This window comes from Stenotrophomonas nitritireducens (assembly GCF_001700965.1).
GTDB lineage: Bacteria > Pseudomonadota > Gammaproteobacteria > Xanthomonadales > Xanthomonadaceae > Stenotrophomonas > Stenotrophomonas nitritireducens_A.
In genome coordinates, this window is record NZ_CP016756.1 from 4,291,965 (window position 1) to 4,311,763 (window position 19,799).

At 64.8% G+C, this 19,799-nt stretch carries 16 protein-coding genes; 7 read left to right on the forward strand and 9 right to left on the reverse strand.

Annotated elements, in window-relative coordinates; genetic code table 11:
- Window positions 1-103: 103 nt before the first annotated feature.
- The 6 genes from BCV67_RS18320 to BCV67_RS18345 form a co-directional block, all read right to left on the reverse strand.
- On the reverse strand, window positions 104-613 hold the full coding sequence (locus tag BCV67_RS18320; RefSeq protein ID WP_062167720.1) for an MgtC/SapB family protein: 510 nt from the start codon (window positions 611-613) through the stop codon (window positions 104-106).
- A gap of 208 nt (window positions 614-821) precedes the next feature.
- Entirely contained in the window at window positions 822-1,520 is a 699-nt protein-coding gene (mtnC, locus tag BCV67_RS18325; RefSeq protein WP_062167719.1) for an acireductone synthase, read from the reverse strand.
- Between the two features lie 146 nt (window positions 1,521-1,666).
- Window positions 1,667-2,221: a 1,2-dihydroxy-3-keto-5-methylthiopentene dioxygenase gene (locus BCV67_RS18330; protein WP_062167717.1), complete on the reverse strand. Its 555-nt coding sequence runs from the start codon at window positions 2,219-2,221 to the stop codon at window positions 1,667-1,669.
- A gap of 23 nt (window positions 2,222-2,244) precedes the next feature.
- Window positions 2,245-2,892 (reverse strand): methylthioribulose 1-phosphate dehydratase, encoded by a 648-nt coding sequence (locus tag BCV67_RS18335; RefSeq protein ID WP_057628707.1) that lies wholly within the window; start codon window positions 2,890-2,892, stop codon window positions 2,245-2,247.
- 295 nt (window positions 2,893-3,187) lie between these two features.
- Complete coding sequence (locus tag BCV67_RS18340) at window positions 3,188-4,633, reverse strand: amino acid permease (RefSeq protein ID WP_062167716.1); 1,446 nt, start codon at window positions 4,631-4,633, stop codon at window positions 3,188-3,190.
- A 77-nt stretch (window positions 4,634-4,710) separates the two neighbouring features.
- Window positions 4,711-6,186 carry an amino acid permease gene (locus tag BCV67_RS18345; protein WP_062167715.1) on the reverse strand — a complete coding sequence of 492 codons (1,476 nt, stop codon included), beginning with the start codon at window positions 6,184-6,186 and terminating at the stop codon, window positions 4,711-4,713.
- A gap of 187 nt (window positions 6,187-6,373) precedes the next feature.
- Here BCV67_RS18345 and BCV67_RS18350 point away from each other — a divergent pair, with 187 nt between their 5' ends.
- Window positions 6,374-6,919, forward strand: a complete 546-nt coding sequence (locus BCV67_RS18350; protein WP_082746551.1) for an NUDIX hydrolase — start codon at window positions 6,374-6,376, stop codon at window positions 6,917-6,919.
- Window positions 6,920-7,219: 300 nt separating this feature from the next.
- Here the strand turns inward: BCV67_RS18350 and serA are convergent, their stop codons facing one another.
- On the reverse strand, window positions 7,220-8,461 hold the full coding sequence (gene serA / locus BCV67_RS18355; protein WP_057628650.1) for a phosphoglycerate dehydrogenase: 1,242 nt from the start codon (window positions 8,459-8,461) through the stop codon (window positions 7,220-7,222).
- Between the two features lie 202 nt (window positions 8,462-8,663).
- Between serA and BCV67_RS18360 the strand changes: the two genes are divergently transcribed.
- Entirely contained in the window at window positions 8,664-10,052 is a 1,389-nt protein-coding gene (locus tag BCV67_RS18360) for an FAD-binding oxidoreductase (RefSeq protein ID WP_062167714.1), read from the forward strand.
- 63 nt (window positions 10,053-10,115) lie between these two features.
- On the opposite strand, the gene BCV67_RS18365 is transcribed toward BCV67_RS18360, so the two are convergent.
- Both BCV67_RS18365 and BCV67_RS18370 read right to left on the reverse strand, forming a co-directional pair.
- The gene (locus BCV67_RS18365; RefSeq protein ID WP_062167713.1) at window positions 10,116-11,183 is read right to left on the reverse strand and encodes an ATP-binding protein; all 1,068 of its coding nucleotides are present in this window, start codon (window positions 11,181-11,183) and stop codon (window positions 10,116-10,118) included.
- Window positions 11,183-11,929 (reverse strand): response regulator, encoded by a 747-nt coding sequence (locus tag BCV67_RS18370; RefSeq protein WP_082746550.1) that lies wholly within the window; start codon window positions 11,927-11,929, stop codon window positions 11,183-11,185. Before BCV67_RS18370 ends, BCV67_RS18365 begins: the two co-directional genes overlap by 1 nt.
- A gap of 177 nt (window positions 11,930-12,106) precedes the next feature.
- Here BCV67_RS18370 and BCV67_RS18375 point away from each other — a divergent pair, with 177 nt between their 5' ends.
- From BCV67_RS18375 to BCV67_RS18395, 5 genes are all read left to right on the forward strand, one after another.
- Complete coding sequence (locus BCV67_RS18375) at window positions 12,107-13,204, forward strand: efflux RND transporter periplasmic adaptor subunit (RefSeq protein ID WP_231732475.1); 1,098 nt, start codon at window positions 12,107-12,109, stop codon at window positions 13,202-13,204.
- Between the two features lie 9 nt (window positions 13,205-13,213).
- Window positions 13,214-16,342, forward strand: a complete 3,129-nt coding sequence (locus tag BCV67_RS18380) for a multidrug efflux RND transporter permease subunit (protein WP_065868172.1) — start codon at window positions 13,214-13,216, stop codon at window positions 16,340-16,342.
- Window positions 16,343-16,436: 94 nt separating this feature from the next.
- On the forward strand, window positions 16,437-16,736 hold the full coding sequence (locus BCV67_RS18385; RefSeq protein ID WP_062167710.1) for a DUF2388 domain-containing protein: 300 nt from the start codon (window positions 16,437-16,439) through the stop codon (window positions 16,734-16,736).
- Complete coding sequence (locus tag BCV67_RS18390) at window positions 16,736-18,613, forward strand: DUF4105 domain-containing protein (RefSeq protein ID WP_062167708.1); 1,878 nt, start codon at window positions 16,736-16,738, stop codon at window positions 18,611-18,613. The genes BCV67_RS18385 and BCV67_RS18390 overlap by 1 nt, the downstream gene beginning before the upstream one ends.
- Window positions 18,610-19,737: a two-component system sensor histidine kinase NtrB gene (locus BCV67_RS18395; protein ID WP_062167706.1), complete on the forward strand. Its 1,128-nt coding sequence runs from the start codon at window positions 18,610-18,612 to the stop codon at window positions 19,735-19,737. The genes BCV67_RS18390 and BCV67_RS18395 overlap by 4 nt, the downstream gene beginning before the upstream one ends.
- Window positions 19,738-19,799 lie beyond the last annotated feature (62 nt).

The following is a 19,799-nucleotide window of genomic DNA, read 5'->3' on the forward strand; positions in this document are numbered from 1 at the left end:
CTCAACGCTGTCACCTTCTTCTATCTGATGATGTACATGCTTCGCGGCTTACGCCGCTCCTACAAGGGTTGGAGCGCTGATGTCGGTGGGTAATGCAGGCCGATCAGGTGTCCAGATCGGCTTCGTTGGCTTCGACGTTTTTGCGCTTTTCCGGCATCAGCTTCGGCAGCGTGCTGACCACTGCAAGCGCGGCCAGCGTGGTGATGAAGGCGACCATTTCCAAGCCCATGCCGGCGGCCATGCCGATCGCGGCCGTCGCCCAGATGCCGGCCGCGGTGGTCAGGCCCTGGATGCGCTCCTCGGCGTCCAGTTTGAGGATGGCGCCGGCGCCAAGAAAACCGATGCCGGAGACGATGCCCTGCATCACGCGGGTGACGTCGGCACCGGAGATTCCCATCTGCAGGGGGGCAAGCACGAACAGCGCGGATCCCACCGAGACCAGGATGTGGGTTTTCAGTCCTGCCGCGCGTCCCTTGCGTTCCCGTTCCAGGCCGAGCAGCCCGCCCAAAATGATGGCGGTGCTCAGGCGCGAGACGATGGCGGTCAGTGTGCGGACATCCGGAATGGCGAATTCGGCGGCCAAGGCCTGGCCGATTTCTGCAGTGATGCTCATGCGGGAACGTTCTCCATTGCGGGATGATCGGCAGCCATCAAGGCTGTGTGACAGCTGGCTGATCCTGCGTTGGTGTCCCTTTACCGGTGGTGATGCCGGTGTGCGATTGGCGTGAAATCCGTAAGTGGTTCAGCCGCCAGCGCATGGCGCGGCGTGCACAGCAAGACGGCCCCATCAGGGGCCGTCTTTGTATGCGCGGGTGAGTCGATCAGAGCGTGATCTGATCGAAGCGCTCGACCCGGGTATGGCCGTGTGTGGCTTCGCCGGTGCGCGGCTGCGGGTAGTCGTTGAGACGGTCCAGCAATACGGTCTGCAGGCCGGCGTCGCGGGCGGCATCCAGTTCTTCGACGATGTCGGACAGGAACAGGATCTCGCCGGGTGCGATGTTGATGGATTTGGCGATATGCGCATAGCTTGCCGCTTCGCGCTTGCCGCCGACTTCAGTGTCGAAGTTGCCGGAAAACAGGCTGTTGAGATCGCCCGCGTCGCTGAAACCAAAGAACAGCTTCTGCGCCGGCACCGAGCCGGACGAGTACACGTACAGCGGCAGGCCACGGGCGTGCCAGCTGCGCAGCACATCGGCGACTTCCGGGTACATATGCGCGGTGTAATCACCATTGCGGTAGCCGCTGTCCCAGATCATGCCCTGCAACGCCTTGAGCGCGGTGTGCTTGCGGTCCTGGTCGATCCAGCCCTGCAGGGTTTCAACGATGACCTCGTCCTCGCAGGCGCTGGCGGCGATTTCGGTGGCCACGGCGTCTAGCCATTGGCGCACCTGCGGCTCTTGGCCGTGGGCCTGGACGAAGCCGGGCAGGGCGTTGCGGGCGTAGGGGAACAGCACTTCCTTGACGAAGGAGATGCTGGAGGTGGTGCCCTCGATGTCGGTGAGGATGGCGTTGATGGTCATGCGTTGGAGTCCTGCGCGGTGCTTATGGGCTCGCGCGTTGTGCGGGTGGTTTGAGGCATGAACTGCGTAGAGCTGCCCTAACCCCAACCCCTCTCCCGCAGGCGGGAGAGGGTCAAGCAGAGCTGGGGCTCCGGGCAAAAGGGGGCTCAGGCCGCGCTGGGCTGGTAACGCGGGAAGCGCTGGGCGATGTCGGTGCCGGTGAAGTGGCCGACCCAGCCGTCCGGCTCGGTGAAAAAGCGGATGGCGACGAAGCTGGGTTCCTCACCCATGTCGAACCAGTGCTTGACGCTGTCCGGTACGGCGATCAGGTCGTCCTTCACACACTCCACTTCGTAGACCTTGTCGTCCACGTGCAGGGTGAACAGGCCAGAGCCGGCAACGAAGAAGCGGACTTCGTCTTCCTTGTGGTAGTGCTCGTCGAGGAACTTCTTGCGGATATCGGCGCGTGCCGGGTTGTCCGGGGCGATCGAGGCCACGTCCACGCTCTTGAAGCCGTGCGCGGCGACCAGGCGGTCGATGTCTTCGCGGTAGGCGGCAAACACCTCATCCTGGCTGGCGCCCGGTGCGACCGGGTGCTTGGCCTGCCAGCGTTCGAAAGTGACGCCGATCTTGTTCAGTTCGGCAGCGATGACCTCGCCGTCGCGGCTGTCGAACAGCGGCGCGTCCGGGGCGGTTTCATTGAAAATGCGCAGTCGGCTCATGGGGGACTCGACGTGGGAAGGGGTCAGGCGTTGCCGCGCAGGCGGCGCAGCTCCAGCTCACAATGCAGCAGAAACTCGAAGGCTTCCAGGTGGCGACGGGCTTCGGCCATGTCGCGGCCCCAGGCGTACAGGCCGTGGCCATCAATCAGATAACCCCACATCGGTCCCTTGTCGAGTTCGGCCTCGACCTGGGCGGCCAACACATCCATGTCCTGGGTATTGGGGAATACCTTCAGGTCCACGGCGGTTTCGTGGGTGGTGTTGCCGTGCAGGGCCTTGAGCAGCTCGTAGCCTTCCAGGCGGATATGGCCGTCGCTGCCATACAGGCGCGAGGCGATGGTCTGCACTGGCGAGTGGGTATGCAGCACGCAGCCGACTTCCGGGAAGCGGGCGTACAGCTGGGTGTGCAGCAGGGTTTCGGCTGACGGGCGCAGCGGGCGGCCTACGGCCTTGCCATCGAAATCCACAACCATGATGTCGCTTTCGATCAGCCGGCCCTTGTCCTTGCCGGACACGGTGATGGCCGCGTGCCGGTCATCCAGGCGGTGCGAGAAGTTGCTGCTGGTGGCAGGTGTCCAGCCGGCGTGGGCCAGCTCGCGGATGTTGTCGATCAGCAGCTGGGCCAGTTCGCTCAGCCGCTGGGCGTCGTAGGGGACAGTAGGCGCGTTCATGGCGCCCATTCTACTAAGAACAGTTGCACGTTCATGCATGCATCCGGATGGAACTGATACCTGTGCGGAATATGGGTGTCATCGCGACGCAGGCGCGGGTGCAAGTGCAGCCGGGTAAGCCGTTGTAGCCCGGGTACGCGCAGCGCACCCGGGAGAGTGGGGCCAGGATTCGCGCGAAAGGCCCCGGGTGCGCATTCGCTTACCCGGGCTACGATTCTACGCGGTTCGGGTATCGCTCTGCAAAAGAAAAGCCCGGGACCAGGCCCGGGCTTCAAGTTGGCTTCTGGCCGGCGACTCAGCCGTTCTTGGCCTTGTTTTCCGCGTTCAGCTTGCTATGGCGCACGCCGTACAGGAAATAGATGATGAAGCCGGTAGCCGTCCAGACGCCCATCAGCATCCAGTTGTGCAGGGTCATGGCGGTCAGCAGGGCGATGCAGCTGAGCACGCCCAGGCTGCAGATCAACCAGGCCATCGGAATGCGGAACGGGCGCGGCAGGTCCGGTTGGGTGCGGCGCAGTACCAGTACGCCGGCGCAGACCGCGGCAAAGGCGATCAGCGTGCCCATCGAGGTCAGCTCGCCGAGGATGTCCAGCGGGAACAGTGCCGCCAGCAGGGCAATGCCGATACCGGTGATGACGGTATTGATGTGCGGCGTGCGGTACTTGGGGTGGATCTTGGTGAACACCGGCGGCAGCAGGCCATCACGGCCCATGATCATGAAGATGCGCGGTTGCCCGATCACCATCACCAGCACCACCGAGGCCAGGCCGATCAAGGCGCCGATCTCGACGATGATGCGCAGCCAGTCCAGCTGCGGGTGGGCAGCTACCGCGGTGACCACCGGCTCGGCCGTGCCCAGCAGCTGGTACGGCACCAGACCGGTCATCACTGCCGCCATGGCGATGTACAGAATCGTGCAGATCACCAGCGAGAGCAGCATGCCGATCGGCAGGTCGCGTTGCGGGCGATGCGATTCCTGCGCCGCAACCGACACCGCTTCAAAGCCGATATAGGCGAAGAACACCATCGCCGCGCCGCGCAGCACGCCCTCGAAGCCGTACTTGCCCGGGCCTTCGTTGGCCGGGATGAACGGGGTCCAGTTGCTGGTGTCCACGTATTTCCAGCCAGCAATGATCACCAGGATGATCAGGCCGGTCTTGAGCACCACCATGGCCATGTTCATCGCTGAGGACTTGCTGATGCCAACGTAGCACAGCCAGGTCAGCAGCAGCACCAGGATCGCGGCTGGGATATTCGCGATTGCCCCGGTCGGCTTGAGCTGGGCGTCCAGCGGCGCATTGACCAGCGCCGCCGGCAGGTGGATGTCGAAGTGGTTGAGGAAGCTCAGGAAGTAGCCGGTCCAGCTGACTGCCACGGCCGACGCCGAAACGCCGTATTCCAGCACCAGCATCCAGCCGATGAACCAGGCCGAAAGTTCACCGAAGGTGGCGTAGGTATAGGTGTAGGCGCTGCCGGACACCGGCACCATCGAGGCGAATTCGGCATAGGCCAGCGCGCAGAAGGCGCAACAGACCGCCGCCAGCACGAAGGACAGCATGATCGCCGGGCCGGCGTGGTTGGCCGCGGCCTGGCCGGTGATGACGAAGATGCCGCCACCGATCACCGCGCCGATGCCCAAGGCGGTCAAGCCCCACGGGCCGAGGGTGCGCCGCAGGCTCAAGCCATTGGCCTCCTGGTGCGCGGCGTGCGGGTGTTTGGTGGCCCAGAGTTGCTTGAACATGTTTCGGGTCTTCGCTCGTCGGTGCGCGGCGGGCGCGCAAAAGAAAACCGGCGCGCGGGGCGCCGGTCGAGGTGGTATCAGGCGCGCTTGTTGAGCTTGCTGTGGCGGATGCCGTAACCGAAATAAATGAACAGGCCCAACACGGTCCAACCGACGAACAGGTGCCAATGCACGACGAAGGCCTGCATGAACAGCGCCAGGCAGGCGATCGCACCCAGCGGGCAGATCAGCCATGCAGCCGGCACCTTGAACGGACGCACGATGTCCGGCTTGGTCCGGCGCAGCACCAGCACGCCGATGCAGACGGTGGCAAAGGCCAGCAGGGTGCCCATCGACACCAGCTCACCCAGCACGTTCAGCGGCACCAGCCCGGCCAGGGCGGCGGCCAGCACGCCGACCACGATGGTGCTGACATACGGAGTACGGAAGCGCGGGTGCACCTTGCCGAACACCTTCGGCAACAGGCCATCGCGCGAGATCGTATAGGCAATGCGCGACTGGCCCATCATCATCACCAGCACCACCGAGGACAGGCCGGCAATGGCGCCGATCTCGACCGCGGTCTTGAGCCAGGAGAGGCTGGGGTAGGCTTCCAGCGCGGTGGCCACCGGCTTGTCGGTGCCCAGCAGGTTGTACGGCAGCATGCCGGTCAATACGGCACAGACGATGATGTAGACCAAGGTGCAGACCGCAAGCGAACCGAGCAGGCCGATCGGCATGTTCTTCTGCGGATCCTTGGTCTCACCGGCGGCGGTGGAGACCGCATCGAAGCCGATGTAGGCGAAGAACACGATGGTGGCTGCGCGGAACACGCCACTCCAGCCGAACTCACCAAAGGTGCCGGTGTTCTGCGGGATGAACGGGTGCCAGTTGGCCGGGTCGATGTACTGGATGCCGAAGCCCACGAACAGGCAGATCACGGTGATCTTGATCGCCACGATCACCGCATTGACCAAGGTGGACTGGGTCACGCCGACATACAGCAAGCCGGTGATGGCAGCCACGATCAGCACGGCAGGCAGATTGAACAGCTTGCCGGAGTTGACGAACTCACTGCCGGTCCAGGCCAGCGGCGCGGCCGACAAGGCGTCGGGGAAGGGCATGTGCAGCGTGGTGGTGATGAAACTGATCAGGTAGGCCGACCAGCCGACCGCCACCGAAGCCGAAGCGAACAGGTACTCCAGCACCAGGCACCAGCCGATGAACCAGGCCATGCCTTCGCCCAGAGTGGCGTAGGAATAGGAGTAGGCGCTGCCGGAGACCGGCATCATTGCCGCGAACTCGGCGTAACACAGGCCGGCCAAGGCGCAGGCAATGCCGGCGAATACGAAGGACAGCATCACCGCCGGGCCGGCATGGTTGGCCGCAGCCTGGCCGGTCAGAACGAAGATGCCGGCGCCGATGACCGCGCCTATGCCCAACAGGATCAGGTGCTTGGCCGTGAGGGTGCGTTTGAGTGTGGCTTCGCCTTGCAGGCTGCCTTCGACAGGCTCACCGGCATCGACATGTGCGGCCGGTTCGACCGGCTTGACCCTCAACAGTGCTTTGAGCATTCCACGATTTCCCGAGCTGTGTGTTGGCCCGGACGCGCTTGCGCGACCGGGGCCGTCTGTATGGCGACGCAATCTGAATGGTCGGCAACCACGCTACCTTGCCAAACACCGCGAAACTCGACAAGCGCATATGCAGCATGGATGGCGATAATGGCGGCCGGATCAGATCGAAGAACGACCCCGCATCATGCATGAACACGACCGGCAGCTGGACCTGGCGCTGCGTAACTACGCAATGGCCCACCCATCGGATGAGGGGGTGACGCGGGAATTTCTGACATTGCTGGCCGAGAAGAGGCAGGACCCCTTTACCCGCGAGCGTGTCGCCGGCCACTTCACCGGCAGTGCCTGGCTGGTCAGCGCCGATGGCCAGCGCGCGCTGCTCACCCACCATCGCAAACTGCAGCGTTGGCTGCAGCTGGGTGGACATGCCGATGGCGACCACGACCTGGCGGCGGTGGCGCTGCGCGAGGCGGAGGAAGAATCGGGACTGCCCGGGCTGAGTTTGGCGTCGGCAGAGATCTTCGATCTGGATCGCCACTGGATCCCCGAGCGCAAGGAGGTGCCGGGCCATTGGCACTATGACGTGCGCTATGTGGTCGTCGCTGGCGGTAACGAGGCGTTTGTGGTCAGCGAGGAATCGCTGGAACTGGCCTGGCGCCCGGTGACCGAGATCGCCGCCGACCAGGATGAGTCCATGCGTCGCATGGCAAACCGGTGGCTGCAGAGATAGATGCGGCGCGCAGCGATATTGCGGTGGGACATTGCCGGTAAGACACATTAAATTGCCGGGAAAGCTTCTGGGTAGAGCCGAGCCATGCTCGGCTGGGGCACTACCGGTAAAGCTTCTGTCGAGCATTGCTCGACACTACAGCTCCCTCCCTTTCGCGTAGCGAAGGGGAGGGTTGGGGAGGGGTTGCTTCTGCCGCGGTGACGTCGCCGGGAAAGCCCTTGCCGAGCATTGCTCGGCACTACCGGTTTGGGGTTGCCGGTAAAGCCTCTACCGAGCATGGCTCGGCACTACGGGGGCGCGTCAGTACAGGATGCGGGTACGCAGGGTGCCCTGGATGGCGGCCAGTTCTTCGCGGATGGCGGCGGCCTGTTCCTCGGTGGCACTGATGTCGATCACCACGTAGCCGACCTTGGGGTCGGTGCGCAGGAACTGGCCATCGATGTTGAGGTTGTGGCGCGAGAAGATCTCGTTGATCTTGGACAGCACACCCGGCACGTTGCGGTGGATATGCAGCAGGCGCAGGCTCTGCTCGTGTTCGGGCAGGGTCACTTCCGGGAAATTGACCGCCGACAGGGTCGAGCCGTTGTCGCTGTAGCGCACAAGCTTGGCTGCCACTTCCACGCCGATGTTCTCCTGCGCTTCCAGCGTGGAGCCGCCGACATGCGGGGTCAGGATCACGTTGTCATGCGCCGTCAGCGGCGACTCGAACAGGTCGCCATTGCCCTTGGGCTCGACCGGGAACACGTCTACCGCAGCGCCGCCGAGATGGCCGGAGCCCAGTGCGGCATCCAGCGCGGCAATATCGACCACCGTGCCGCGCGCTGCATTGATCAGGTGCGCGCCCTTCTTCATCTTGCCCAGCTGTTCGGCACCGATCATCCACTGCGTAGAACCATTCTCCGGCACGTGCAGGGTGACCACGTCCGAGCGCGCCAGCAGGTCGTCCAGGCTGATCGCCGGGTGTGCATTGCCCAGCGACAGCTTGGTTTCGATGTCGTGGAAGATCACGTGCATGCCCAGCGCCTCGGCCAGCACGCCGACCTGGGTGCCGATATGGCCATAGCCGATGATGCCCAGGGTCTTGCCGCGCACCTCGTGGCTGCCGGCAGCCGACTTGGACCAGCCGCCGCGGTGGCATTCAGCGTTCTTCTGCGGAATGCCGCGGGTCAGCATGATCGCCTCGGCAATCACCAGCTCGGCGACCGAGCGGGTGTTGGAGTAGGGCGCGTTGAATACCGGAATGCCGGCCAGCTCGGCCGCTTCCAGATCCACCTGGTTGGTGCCGATGCAGAAGCAGCCCACCGCGATCAAGCGCTTGGCGTGGGCCAGCACCTCGGCGCTGAGGTGGGTGCGCGAACGGATGCCGACGATATGCGCTTCGGCGATGCGCGCCTTCAGTTCGTCCTCGGGCAGCGACTTGCTGTACAACTCGATCTGCGAGTAACCGGCCGCCTTGAAGACGTCCACGGCGGTCTGGCTGACCCCCTCAAGCAACAAAACGCGGATGTCCTGCTTCGGGAACGAGGTCTTCTTGGGCGACATGTCGTGAACGGCGGCGAAGGTGGTAGGCCGCCAACTATGCCAGAAGCTGCCCTGCTTTTGTGCGCTGCGCAACGCGGCAAAGCCTTGATGGCAAAAGGTTTCAGATGAAATCCAGATCGCCCGCGTAACGGCTGCTGGATGACTGGACGGGGCGCGATGGGGCTGTCACGCTTGGCGGCTTTCACGCTGCCGAAGCACCGCCATGACCGATCCGCGCCTGGAATCCCTGCTGCAGTCCTGTCCCGACCTGCGTCTGAAGACCGAGGCCGGCGACCTGGAACACTACGGGCGCGATTGGACCCGGCGCTGGGCACCGGCACCCTTGGCCATTGCCTTGCCGGGTAGCGTCGAAGAGGTGCAGGCCGTGGTTCGCTGGGCCAACACGCACAAGGTGGCAGTGGTGCCGTCCGGTGGCCGCACCGGTCTTTCCGGTGGCGCGGTGGCGGCCAACGGCGAGCTGGTGCTCAGCCTGGAGCGCATGAACAAGCCGCTGGGGTTTGATGCGGTGGACCGCACCCTGGTGGTACAGGCCGGCATGCCACTGGAAGCGGTGCACAACACCGCCAAGGAGCATGGGTTGATTTATCCGGTGGATTTCGCCGCGCGGGGTTCCTGTTCGATCGGCGGCAACATCGCCACCAATGCCGGCGGCATCCGGGTGATCCGTTACGGCAATACCCGCGAATGGATTGCCGGGCTCAAGGTCGTTGCCGGCAACGGCGAGCTGCTGGAGCTCAACAAGGGCCTGATCAAGAACTCCAGTGGCTACGATTTCCGCCAGCTGATGATCGGCTCGGAAGGTACCCTGGGCATCGTGGTCGAGGCCACGTTGAAGCTCACCGATCCACCGCCGAGCACCAATGTCATGGTGCTGGCGCTGCCGTCGTTCGAAGTGCTGATGCAGGTGTTCTCGGCGTTCCGTGAGCGCCTGCAGCTGGAAGCCTTTGAATTCTTCACCGATCTGGCGGTCAAGCACGTCACCGCGCATGGCGCGCAGTATCCGTTCGAGCAGATCCATCCGTACTACGTGGTCACCGAATACGCCTCGGCCGATGAGGCCGGCGAAGCGGCGGCGCTGGCGGCGTTCGAGTACTGCATGGAGCAGGGCTGGGTACTGGATGGCGTGATCAGTACCAGCGAGGCCCAGGCCCAGCAGCTATGGCGCCTGCGCGAAGGCATCACCGAGTCGGTGGCGCGCTACAAGCCCTACAAGAACGACGTGTCGGTGCGCATATCGGCGATGCCGACTTTCCTGGCCGAGACCCAGGCGCTGATCAACGGGGCCTATCCGCACTTCGAGGTGGTCTGGTTCGGCCATATCGGCGACGGCAACCTGCACATCAATGTGCTTAAGCCCGACGACACCAGCGATGCGGAGTTCCTCAGTCAATGCGAGCATGTGACCAAGCTGCTGGCACAGGTGCTGCACCGGTTTGACGGCAGTATTTCTGCCGAGCACGGTATCGGTCTGGTCAAGAAGGCCTATCTTTCCAGCACACGCAGCGAGGCTGAAATCGCGTTGATGCGCGGCGTCAAACGTGCGTTCGACCCGAACTGGTTGTTGAATCCCGGCAAGCTGTTCGATGCCTGACAGGACTGCCCTGATGAGAGCGATGATCAACCCTCTGCTCGATCAGCAGCGCTGAAAGCGGGCTTACTCGCGCGGTAATTCCAGCACGAAGCGGCTGCCGCCTTCAGCGCCGCTGCGGCAGGAAACACGGCCGCCGTGGGCATCGGTAATTGCCTTGACCACGGCCAGGCCGAGTCCGCTGCCGCCACCTTGGCGTGAACGCGAGCTCTCGCCGCGCATGAATGGATCGAAGACATGCGGCTGCAGCTCGGCATCGATGCCGGGACCGTTGTCTTCGACGGCCAGCTGCACGTGGTCCTTGCCGTCCTGGATTGAAATCCGCACCCGCCCTGGGCTGGCGTAGCGGCGCGCGTTTTCAAGCAGGGCGAGCAGGGCCTGACGCAGGCGGGTCGGGTCGCAATACGCAAGGTGTTCGTCGCGGTGGGTTTCCAGCTCCAGTACGGAACCTGCGTTGCGGAATGCCGGGTCGACCATGGTCATCACCGAATGCACTTCCTGCACCACATCGGTACGTGCACGTCGTACGTCGAGCCGGCCGTTGCCGGCCAGCCCAAGTACGCGCAGGTCCTCGATCAGCCGCGACAGGCCTTCCACCTGCGCCAACAGGCTGCGGAACTGCACTTCATCCGGTTGGAACACGCCATCAGCCAAACCCTGCAGACGGCCGCGCAGGATGGTCAGCGGCGTGCGCAATTCATGCGCGATCGCCACGTGCCACAGCGTGCGCTCGCGGTCCATGTGCTGCAGGCGTGCAGCCATGGTGTTGAAGTCCTCGACCAGCAGGGCAACCTCATCCAGCGCATCGTCGCTGGCGCTGGCACGCACACCCAGGTCGCCATCGGTGAGCGCGCGCACCGATTCCACCAAGGTGTTGAGCGGGGACACGATGCGGCGGGTGAGGCGGATCGATGTGGCCAATGCCAGGGCCAAACCGACCACGGTGACACTTGCCATCCAGACCAGCTCGGGGCCGGTTGGCAGCCAGCCTTTCTGCTCCAGTGCGCTGGCGGGAAAGAACTCGACCAGAACCGCCCACAGCAGGCAGGAGGACAGAATCGTCATCACGATGACGCTGAGCACCATCAGCGACATCGACCCGGTGATGTGGCGGTTGAGCCCGGGTCGGCGCATCAGCGATCCGCCGCCAGGCGATAGCCCACGCCGCGCACACTTGCCGGCATGTTGGCCACGCCTACGTCGTCGAGTTTGCGTCGCAGCTTGCTGACATGGCTGTCGACCGTGCGCTCCAGCGCCTCGCTCTCAGGCAGGCATTGGTGCATGAGCTCGCCGCGGCTGAAAATGCGGGTCGGTGCCAACGCCATGCAGTGCAGCAACTTGAACTCGGTGAGGGTAAGCAGCAATTCGTGGCTGTAACCTTCGCCTTCGACGTGCACCGAATGGGTTTGAGGGTCGATCAGCAGCGGCCCTGCTCGCAACGATGCGGCGGCCTGTCGCGGCGCGCTGCGCAGGGTGCGGCGCAGTACCGCACGCACCCGGGCGGCGACTTCGGCCGGGTTGAACGGTTTGACCACGTAATCGTCTGCGCCCATCCGCAACGCGGTGAGCTTGTCCAGATCCTGATCCAGCGCGGTGAGCATGATGATCGGCGTGTCGCTGCTCTGGCGCAGTTGCGAAAGCACGCCCCAGCCATCGATGCCGGGCAACTGGACATCCAGCAACACCAGATCGGGGCGCGCACTGCGGTGCAGCTCCAGTGCGCTGCGGCCGTCGGCGGCGCGCACAACGCGCAGCTGCTCCCGCTCCAGATAGGCAGCGATGATGTCGGCGATCTCGGTTTCGTCCTCGACGATCAGGACAAGTGCATCTGGGGAGCGGTCCCATTGCGCCATCATGGCGGCGGGTAGGTGTGCAGTCATTGCCGGGTCGGGGCCGAAAGGTTCTTGCCTCCATGCTATCTCCACATTGCCTCCATCGAAACCCCATCATCGCCTTGCACACTGCGCACCTGCGTTCCTGCAGGCTTTCCAGTACCACGTGTAGTGATGACCATTCGACGGATTACGACGGCCTTGTGTGTGGCTCTGGTTGTGGCCATGACGGCCTGTTCCTCTCCTGAAACGCCACCGGAAGCGGTGCCAAAGGTCAGCGTGCTGACCGTTGCTGCACAACGCGTGCAGCGCGATGACGAGTTGCAGGGGCGGGTTTCGGCGCTGCGCACCGCGCAGATCCGCGCGCAGGTCGGCGGTATCGTGCGCAAGCGTCTGTTCGAGCAGGGTGCGGAGGTCACTGCCGGGCAGGCACTGTTCCAGATTGATCCGGCCGCATTCCGTGCCGACGTCGATTCCGCGTTGGCTGCATTGCAGCGCAGCGAGGCGGCACTGTCGCGTAGCCGGGTGCAGGCGCAGCGGCTGCAGGCGCTGGCCGACGCGCAGGCAGTCAGCCAGCAGCACCGCGATGACGCCACGTTCGAATATGAGCAGGCACGTGCAGCAGTGGCTGAGGCCAGGGCGATCCTGGCCAGACGTCAGCTGGATCTGCGCTATGCCACGGTCAGCGCGCCGATTGATGGGCGCATCGATCAGGCCATGGTGACGGAAGGGGCGCTGGTGGGTGCTGCCGACAGTGAGCCGATGGCGCTGGTGCAGCAGATAGACCAGGTCTATGTCGACGTGCGCCAGCCAGCCTCGCAGTTGCCGCAGGTGCGCCAGGGTGTGGGCGATGGCGGCGCGCTGCCGGTGGCGATCATCGGCGCCAATGGCCAGCTGCATGAGCAGGCCGGGCAGCTGTTGTTCTCAGGCATCAACGTAGACGCACGTACTGGCGATGTGGTGTTGCGGGTGCTGGTCGACAACCCGAATCGCGAGCTTCTGCCGGGCATGTTCGTGCGTGCGCGTGTGCCGCGTGGTGCGGCCAGCCAGGCGCCGCTGCTGCCGCAGCAGGCGGTGCTGCGCAGCGCCGGTGGCCAGGCGTATGCGTGGGTTGTCGGTGAGGACGGCAAGGCCGTCATCCGCACCCTGGAGATCGACGGCAGCGTCGACCGGCAGTGGATTGTCCGCAGCGGCCTGAAGGCCGGTGAGCGGGTGGTGGTGGAAGGGCAGGAGCGTCTGCAGGAAGGGCGTCTGGTCGAAACCTCGCCTTGGCAGCCGGTGCCCGTACAGGGCAAAGCCGCCGTTGCGTCCAGCAACAACTGAAGGTAAGACATGGCCCGTTTCTTCATTGATCGCCCGGTATTCGCCTGGGTGCTGGCGATTTTCATCGTGCTGGCCGGCGTACTGGCAATTCCGCAGCTGGCGGTTGAACGCTATCCGTCGGTGGCGCCGACCAGTGTCAGCATCTATGCCAGCTACCCCGGCGCCAGCCCGAAAACCCTGGATGACTCGGTAGTCGGCTTGATCGAACGCGAGCTGTCCAGCGTCAAGGACCTGCTGTACTTCCAATCGTCGGTGGATACCTCCGGCGAGGCATCCATTACCGCCACCTTCGCTCCCGGCACCAACCCGGAGATGGCGCAGGTAGACGTACAGAACCGGATCAAGGCCATTGAGCCACGGCTGCCTGCCAGCGTTCGCCAAAGCGGCCTGTATGTGGAAGCGGCTGATTCCGGGTTCCTGATGCTGGTGGGCCTGAGGTCAACCGATGGCAGCGTGGACGAAGCGCAGCTGGGCGACTTCATGGCGCGCAACATCATCGACGAACTGCGTCGCATCGACGGTGTCGGCCGGGTGCAGCTGTTCGGTGCCGAGCAGGCGATGCGGATCTGGCTGAATCCAGCCGCATTGGCCGGTTATGAACTCACCGTAGGTGATGTGGTCGCTGCCATCGAGCAGCAGAACCAGAACATCGCCCCGGGCCGCATCGGTGACTCACCGAGCGTGGTTGGGCAGCGCATCACCGTTCCCTTGGTTGCCGATGGCCAGCTGACCACGCCTGCGCAGTTCGCTGCGATCGTGCTGCGTGCGGGTGCCGACGGCTCGCGGGTGCTGCTGGGCGATGTGGCGCGGGTGGAGATTGGCGCGCAGAGTTACGCCTGGGGTACCCGCGAGGACGGCCAGGTAGCTACCGCGGCTGGCATCCAGCTGCGTTCGGGCGCGAACGCGGTGAGCACGTCATCGGCGGTGCGTGCGCGCATGGCCGAGCTGCAGTCCTTGCTGCCGGCCGGCGTGGAAGCCAGCATTCCGTTCGATACCGCGCCGTTCGTGAAGATATCCATCCAGAAGGTAGTGCAGACCTTGCTGGAGGCGATGCTGCTGGTGTTCGCAGTGATGTTCCTGTTCCTGCAGGACTGGCGCTACACCCTGGTGCCGGCGCTGGTGGCGCCGATTGCGCTGCTGGGTACCTTTGCGGTGATGCTGGCGCTGGGCTTCTCGATCAATGTGCTGACCATGTTCGGCATGGTGCTGGCGATCGGCATCATCGTCGACGATGCGATCGTGGTGGTCGAAGGTGTTGAACGGATAATGGCCGAGGAAGGATTGGAGCCGCGCCAGGCCACGATCAAGGCCATGCGCGAACTGACCGGTGCGGTGGTCGGCATCACGCTGGTGCTGACCGCGGTGTTCATCCCCATGGCCTTCGCCAGTGGCTCGGTGGGTGCGATCTATCGCCAGTTCACCGTGTCGATGGCGGTAGCGATCCTGATCTCGGCATTGCTGGCCTTGAGCCTGACCCCGGCACTGTGCGCAACCCTGCTGAAGCCGGTGGCACATGGACGCCAGCGCGGGCGCGTGTTCGCTGCATTCAATCGTGGGTTCGCGCGCATGAGCGGGCGCTACCACCGCAGCCTGGCCGCCGTGCTGCGTCGCTGCGGACGGGTCATGGGCGTGTTTGCCGGCCTAGTACTGGTGTTGCTGTTGGGCCTGCAGTGGCTGCCGGGCGCGTTCCTGCCGGAGGAGGACCAGGGCTATTTCATGACCTCCATCCAGCTGCCCGCCGAGGCGACCGCCGAGCGCACCCTGGCGGCGGTCCAGGCCTACGAGACCCATATCGCCTCGCGTCCGGGCGTTGCTGCCAACCATGTAATCACCGGTTACAGCTTTGCCGGTTCGGGCCCCAGCGCGGCCATGGCGTACACCATGCTCAAGGACTGGGGCGAGCGCGACGGGGCAACCGCTGCCGGCGAGGTGGCAGCAACCTTGGAGGCGATGGCCGCCAGCGGCGAGGGTCAGGTGATCAGCGTGATGCCGCCGGCCATCGATAGTCTGGGCAACTCCTCCGGCTTCAGCCTGGCGTTGCAGGCGCGTACTGGACAGGCCCAGCCGCAACTGCGTGCCGCGCAGAAGCAGCTGTTGGCGCTGGCGCAGGCCAGCCCGCTGCTGGGTGAAGTGCACGCCGACGGCCTGCCATCGGGTAGCAGTGTGCGGCTGCAGATAGATAGAGCCAAGGCGGAGGCGATGGGCGTCGGATTTGCCGACATCAGCAGTACCTTGTCGGTGGCGATGGGTTCGCAGTACGTCAATGATTTTCCCAACGCCGGGCGCCTGCAGCAGGTGATCCTGCAGGCAGATGCGCCGTTCCGGATGGAGGTTGAGGACGTGCTGCGGCTGTATGTGCGCAATGCCCAAGGCGGCATGGTTGCGCTCGCGGAACTGGTAAGCCCGCAATGGGAGGAGTCGCCGTTGCAGCTGCAGCGTTACCTTGGCTTCCCCGCATTGAATGTGTCGGGTGCGCCAGCCGAAGGCGTTTCCACCGGCCAGGCCATGGCCGAGATGGAGCGGCTAGCGGCGCAGCTGCCGCCGGGTTTTGCCCTGCAATGGACCAGCCAGTCGCTGCAGGAGAAGACGTCCGGGTCACAAGCCCCTTGGCTGCTGCTGATATCGATGCTGGTGGTCTTCCTGGTGCTGGCCGCCTTGTACGAGAGTTGGTCGATACCGATGGCGGTGATGCTGGTAGTGCCGCTGGGCCTGTTGGGGGCGGTGGCGGCGGTATTGCTGCGTGGCATGCCCAACGATGTTTTCTTCAAGGTCGGCATGATCACGGTGATCGGCCTGTCGGCAAAAAATGCGATCCTGATCGTCGAATTTGCCCGGCAATTGCAGCAGCAGGGAATGACTGCGGCGCAGGCTGCATTGCGCGCCGCGCGGCTGCGTTTGCGGCCCATCCTGATGACGTCGATTGCGTTCGCACTGGGCGTACTGCCGTTGATGCTGGCGCAGGGCGCGTCGCGGGAAACCCAGCAGGCCATCGGTACCGGCGTGTTTGGCGGGATGGTGACGGCAACGGTACTGGCGGTGTTCTTCGTGCCGGTGTTCTACGTCGTGGTGGATGGCAGCTGGCGCTGGTTGCGCCAGCGTCTGCCGGATTCGCGCAGTCGTTCCGCTGGCGCGGGATGATGAACGGATCAGGCGGGCAGGGCAGTTGCAGGTTCCAACCGACGGCGGCGGTGGGTACTCTTTGCATCCTTACTGACCCGATGTTGACCTGCCGATGATCCGTTCGATCCTGTTCTGCGCCTTGATTGCCCTGCCGTTGTCGGCATTCGCCTCCAGTTTCGCAGGCACTTCGGCCGGCTCCGCCTCGGGCGCATCGTCCAATTCATCGGGCAGCTCCTCGGGCGACGACAAGGTGCTGCTGGATGCCCGTGAAGACGCCGCCGGCTTTGTCGCCAGCAATGGCGCCATCCGTGGTGCCTGGCTGGAGGCCGCATTGATCCAGCTGCGCGAGCACGACGCTGCCGCCCGTGATGCCAGCGACATGGCACTGGCCCGGAAGATCCTGGCGCTGTGATGCGCCTGCGCCGGCTGCCGCCCGCGCGGTGGCTGGCGCTGCTGCTACTGCTGAGCGTGGTGGCCCCGTTGCAGGCGGCCCTGCGCATCCAGGTGCAGGCACATACGCCGGCGCTGGATGCGGCCCAACTGCAGGCCAGCGAGCATCTGATCGAAGACGTGCTGGCGCGTGTTCCTGCCGCTGTCGCGGAAAAATCTTCCCTGGTGTTGCAGCTGCGCTGGCGCGAGGACCTGCCCGCGTATGTGCAGGGCAGGGCGCGAGGTCGCCAGCTGGGCCTAGACCGGCGCCTGCTCGCGCCATTGCTGGCCGGTGATCAGGCGTCCGCCGCCGCCCCGGCCTGGCAGGCAGCCCGCGCCGCCCTTGTCCATGAGCTGGCGCACGCGCTGGACCGCGGGCCTGAAGGCGGCTGGTCAGCGCAGCCACGGTTCCTGGATCTGGCTGGCTGGCAGCGGCGGCCGCTGTTGCCCTGGCGTGGGGAAAACGCGTTCACCCTGCGCAGCCCTGACCGCTATGAACTGCAGAGCCCGGCGGAGTTTTTCGCGGTAAATCTCGAGCACTATCTGCTGGATGCGGACTACGCGTGCCGGCGGCCGCTGCTGCATGCGTGGTTTGTACAGAATCTGGGCGCGCCCGCCCAACTGGATGCCGCGCAATGCCCGCCGGCCCTGCCGTTCATGCAGGCCGGTGAGCAGGAAGGTCTGGCCGAATTGACGGCGCTGGATCCGGAGCGGGTCTACGAAGTCGATTACCTGCTGGCCGAAGGCAACGAGAAGCTGATGAGCCGCTGGGGCCACAGCATGCTGCGGCTGGTGATCTGCGCCCCGGGCCGTGCGCCCGGTCCGGCCTGCCGGATGGACCTGCGCCATCACCTGGTGCTGTCGTTCCGGGCCTTTGTCGGTGATGTGCAGATATCCAGCTGGCGTGGGCTTACCGGCGCCTATCCCTCGCGCCTGTTCGTACTGCCGCTGAGCCAGGTGGTCGAGGAATACACCAAGGTCGAGTTGCGCGGGGTCTCCTCCACGCCGCTGCGGCTGCAGCGCGAGGAGATCGCCGGCCTGCTGCAGCAGGCGGCCCGCCTGCACTGGGACTATGACGGGCGCTATTACTTCATCAGCAACAACTGCGCGGTGGAAACCGGCAAGTTGCTTGGCGACGGCGCGCCGCGGCTGGGTGCGGCGCGGTTGTTGTCGATCACCCCGACCGGCTTGCTGCAGACGCTGCGCGCCAAGGCGCTTGCCGATCCGCCGCGCGAACGCGCAGCCGCCCTGCGTGGCGGCTATTACTTCGAGTCGGCAGCGGCCCATTACAACCTGGTGTTCGACGTGGCACGCAAGGCCTTGCCGCTGCCGGCCGACAACGTGGGCCAGTGGTTGGCGCTGCCACCTGCACAGCGCAGGCTATGGATGCAGCAGGCCGACGAGCAGGTGTTGGCCGCAATGCTGCTGCTGGAGCAGGCTGCCCGTCGGCAGGCTGAAGTCGCTGCGGGGGACGTGCTCAAACGCAAGCTGTTGGCGGCGGACCCTGCGCAACCAGAGCATGCGGATTTCCATGCCTTGATGGATCGCGCTGGCGGCTTGCTGACGCCAGGAAGCCTGCTTGATGACAGCCCAGGCTATGGCATCCCCGATGCCGGCGAACAGACGCGGCTGCGCGCGGCCAACGCCGCAGGTGCAGGGCAGGCACAGCGGCAATGGCAGGCGCTGCGGGCAGCGGCGTTGGCGGCCTTGCCCGAGACGCAGCGTGGCCAGCTGGCTGACATTGAAGCCAACCTGCTGTACCTGCGCGAACGTCTGCGTTTAGGCTACGGTACGCAGCCAAGGGAGGCGCTGACGTTGCAGCATCGGCGGCTGGTTCAGTTTTCGGGAGAGCACGGTTGAGCAGTACACAACAGCAACAAACGGCCGATGCGGCGGCATTGGCCGAGGATGTATTGAAACTGCAATGCTGCGCCATCCTTCAGCTTGATCCCGACGGCCGCATTCTCAGCGGCAATGCCGGTGTGGCAGCAGTGCTTGGCTACGTCGGCCAGGAGATCCTGACGCAGCCGTTCTCGGTGTTGTTCAGTGCCGCCGATGCGCAGCGTGGTGCTGCCGAACAGGCGGTGGCGCGGGCGCTGGAGCAGGGCATGGAACAGCTCAGCCTGGCGATGGTGCGCAGGGATGGTGTCCGCTTCCGCGCCTCGGTGATGATGGAGCGGGTGCGTGACCAGGCCGGCCCACGGGTGCTCGTGCTGATCCGCGACACCACCGAAATCTTCCAGACCCAGAAGCGTGTCCGCGAGGCGCAGGAAATCGCCCTGCGCGCGCAGCGTCTTGATGCGGTGGGCAAGCTGACGCTGGGGTTGTCGCACGATTTCAACAATCTGTTGTCGGTGATCGGCAACAGTCTGGACATGTTGTCACTGCGGCGCTCCGGCGACGAGAGCGTGCGGCGCATCCTGGATGTCGCGCACCGCGCGGTGGGGCGGGGCACCCAGCTGACGCGGCAGATGCTCGCATTCGGGCGCGGCCAGACGCTGGTGCCGCAACTGAGCCAGGTCGACGAGTTGATCAATGCCTCGCTGGAACTGTATCGACGGGTCTGCGGCGATACCATCCGGCTGGAGGTGGATCTGGCGGCGGGGCTGCCGCCTATTTCAGTGGACGTAGGTCAGCTGGAGGCGGCGCTGTTGAACCTGCTGAGCAACAGCCGCGATGCCATGCATGGTGTTGGCAAGGTGGTGCTTTACACACGTCTTGAAACCATCGTGGTGCCTTCCGGCGGTGGCGAGCGCGGTCAGTTTGTCAGCATCTGCGTGGGCGACAGCGGCCCGGGCATCCAGGCGGAGATCCAGGAAAACGTATTCGAGCCGTTCTTCACCACCAAGAGCGTGGGGGATGGCAGTGGCCTGGGCTTGAGCCAGGTCTATGGATTTGCGGCGCAGTCCGGTGGCACCGCCATCATCGGCACCTCACCGCTGGGCGGAGCCGCGGTAGCGCTGTATTTCCCGGTAGCGGGCTGAAAGCAGGCCTGCAGCGCTGTGGGAGCCAGCTTGTAGGAGCGGCGTAAGCCGCGAAGCAGGCA

Coding starts and splice junctions, on each gene's coding strand:
- BCV67_RS18320 (WP_062167720.1), bottom strand. CDS start 613: ATGAGCATCACTGCAGAAATCGGCCAGGCCTTGGCCGCCGAATTCGCC.
- mtnC (WP_062167719.1), bottom strand. CDS start 1,520: ATGACCATCAACGCCATCCTCACCGACATCGAGGGCACCACCTCCAGC.
- BCV67_RS18330 (WP_062167717.1), bottom strand. CDS start 2,221: ATGAGCCGACTGCGCATTTTCAATGAAACCGCCCCGGACGCGCCGCTG.
- BCV67_RS18335 (WP_057628707.1), bottom strand. CDS start 2,892: ATGAACGCGCCTACTGTCCCCTACGACGCCCAGCGGCTGAGCGAACTG.
- BCV67_RS18340 (WP_062167716.1), bottom strand. CDS start 4,633: ATGTTCAAGCAACTCTGGGCCACCAAACACCCGCACGCCGCGCACCAG.
- BCV67_RS18345 (WP_062167715.1), bottom strand. CDS start 6,186: ATGCTCAAAGCACTGTTGAGGGTCAAGCCGGTCGAACCGGCCGCACAT.
- BCV67_RS18350 (WP_082746551.1), top strand. CDS start 6,374: ATGCATGAACACGACCGGCAGCTGGACCTGGCGCTGCGTAACTACGCA.
- serA (WP_057628650.1), bottom strand. CDS start 8,461: ATGTCGCCCAAGAAGACCTCGTTCCCGAAGCAGGACATCCGCGTTTTG.
- BCV67_RS18360 (WP_062167714.1), top strand. CDS start 8,664: ATGACCGATCCGCGCCTGGAATCCCTGCTGCAGTCCTGTCCCGACCTG.
- BCV67_RS18365 (WP_062167713.1), bottom strand. CDS start 11,183: ATGCGCCGACCCGGGCTCAACCGCCACATCACCGGGTCGATGTCGCTG.
- BCV67_RS18370 (WP_082746550.1), bottom strand. CDS start 11,929: ATGACTGCACACCTACCCGCCGCCATGATGGCGCAATGGGACCGCTCC.
- BCV67_RS18375 (WP_231732475.1), top strand. CDS start 12,107: ATGACGGCCTGTTCCTCTCCTGAAACGCCACCGGAAGCGGTGCCAAAG.
- BCV67_RS18380 (WP_065868172.1), top strand. CDS start 13,214: ATGGCCCGTTTCTTCATTGATCGCCCGGTATTCGCCTGGGTGCTGGCG.
- BCV67_RS18385 (WP_062167710.1), top strand. CDS start 16,437: ATGATCCGTTCGATCCTGTTCTGCGCCTTGATTGCCCTGCCGTTGTCG.
- BCV67_RS18390 (WP_062167708.1), top strand. CDS start 16,736: ATGCGCCTGCGCCGGCTGCCGCCCGCGCGGTGGCTGGCGCTGCTGCTA.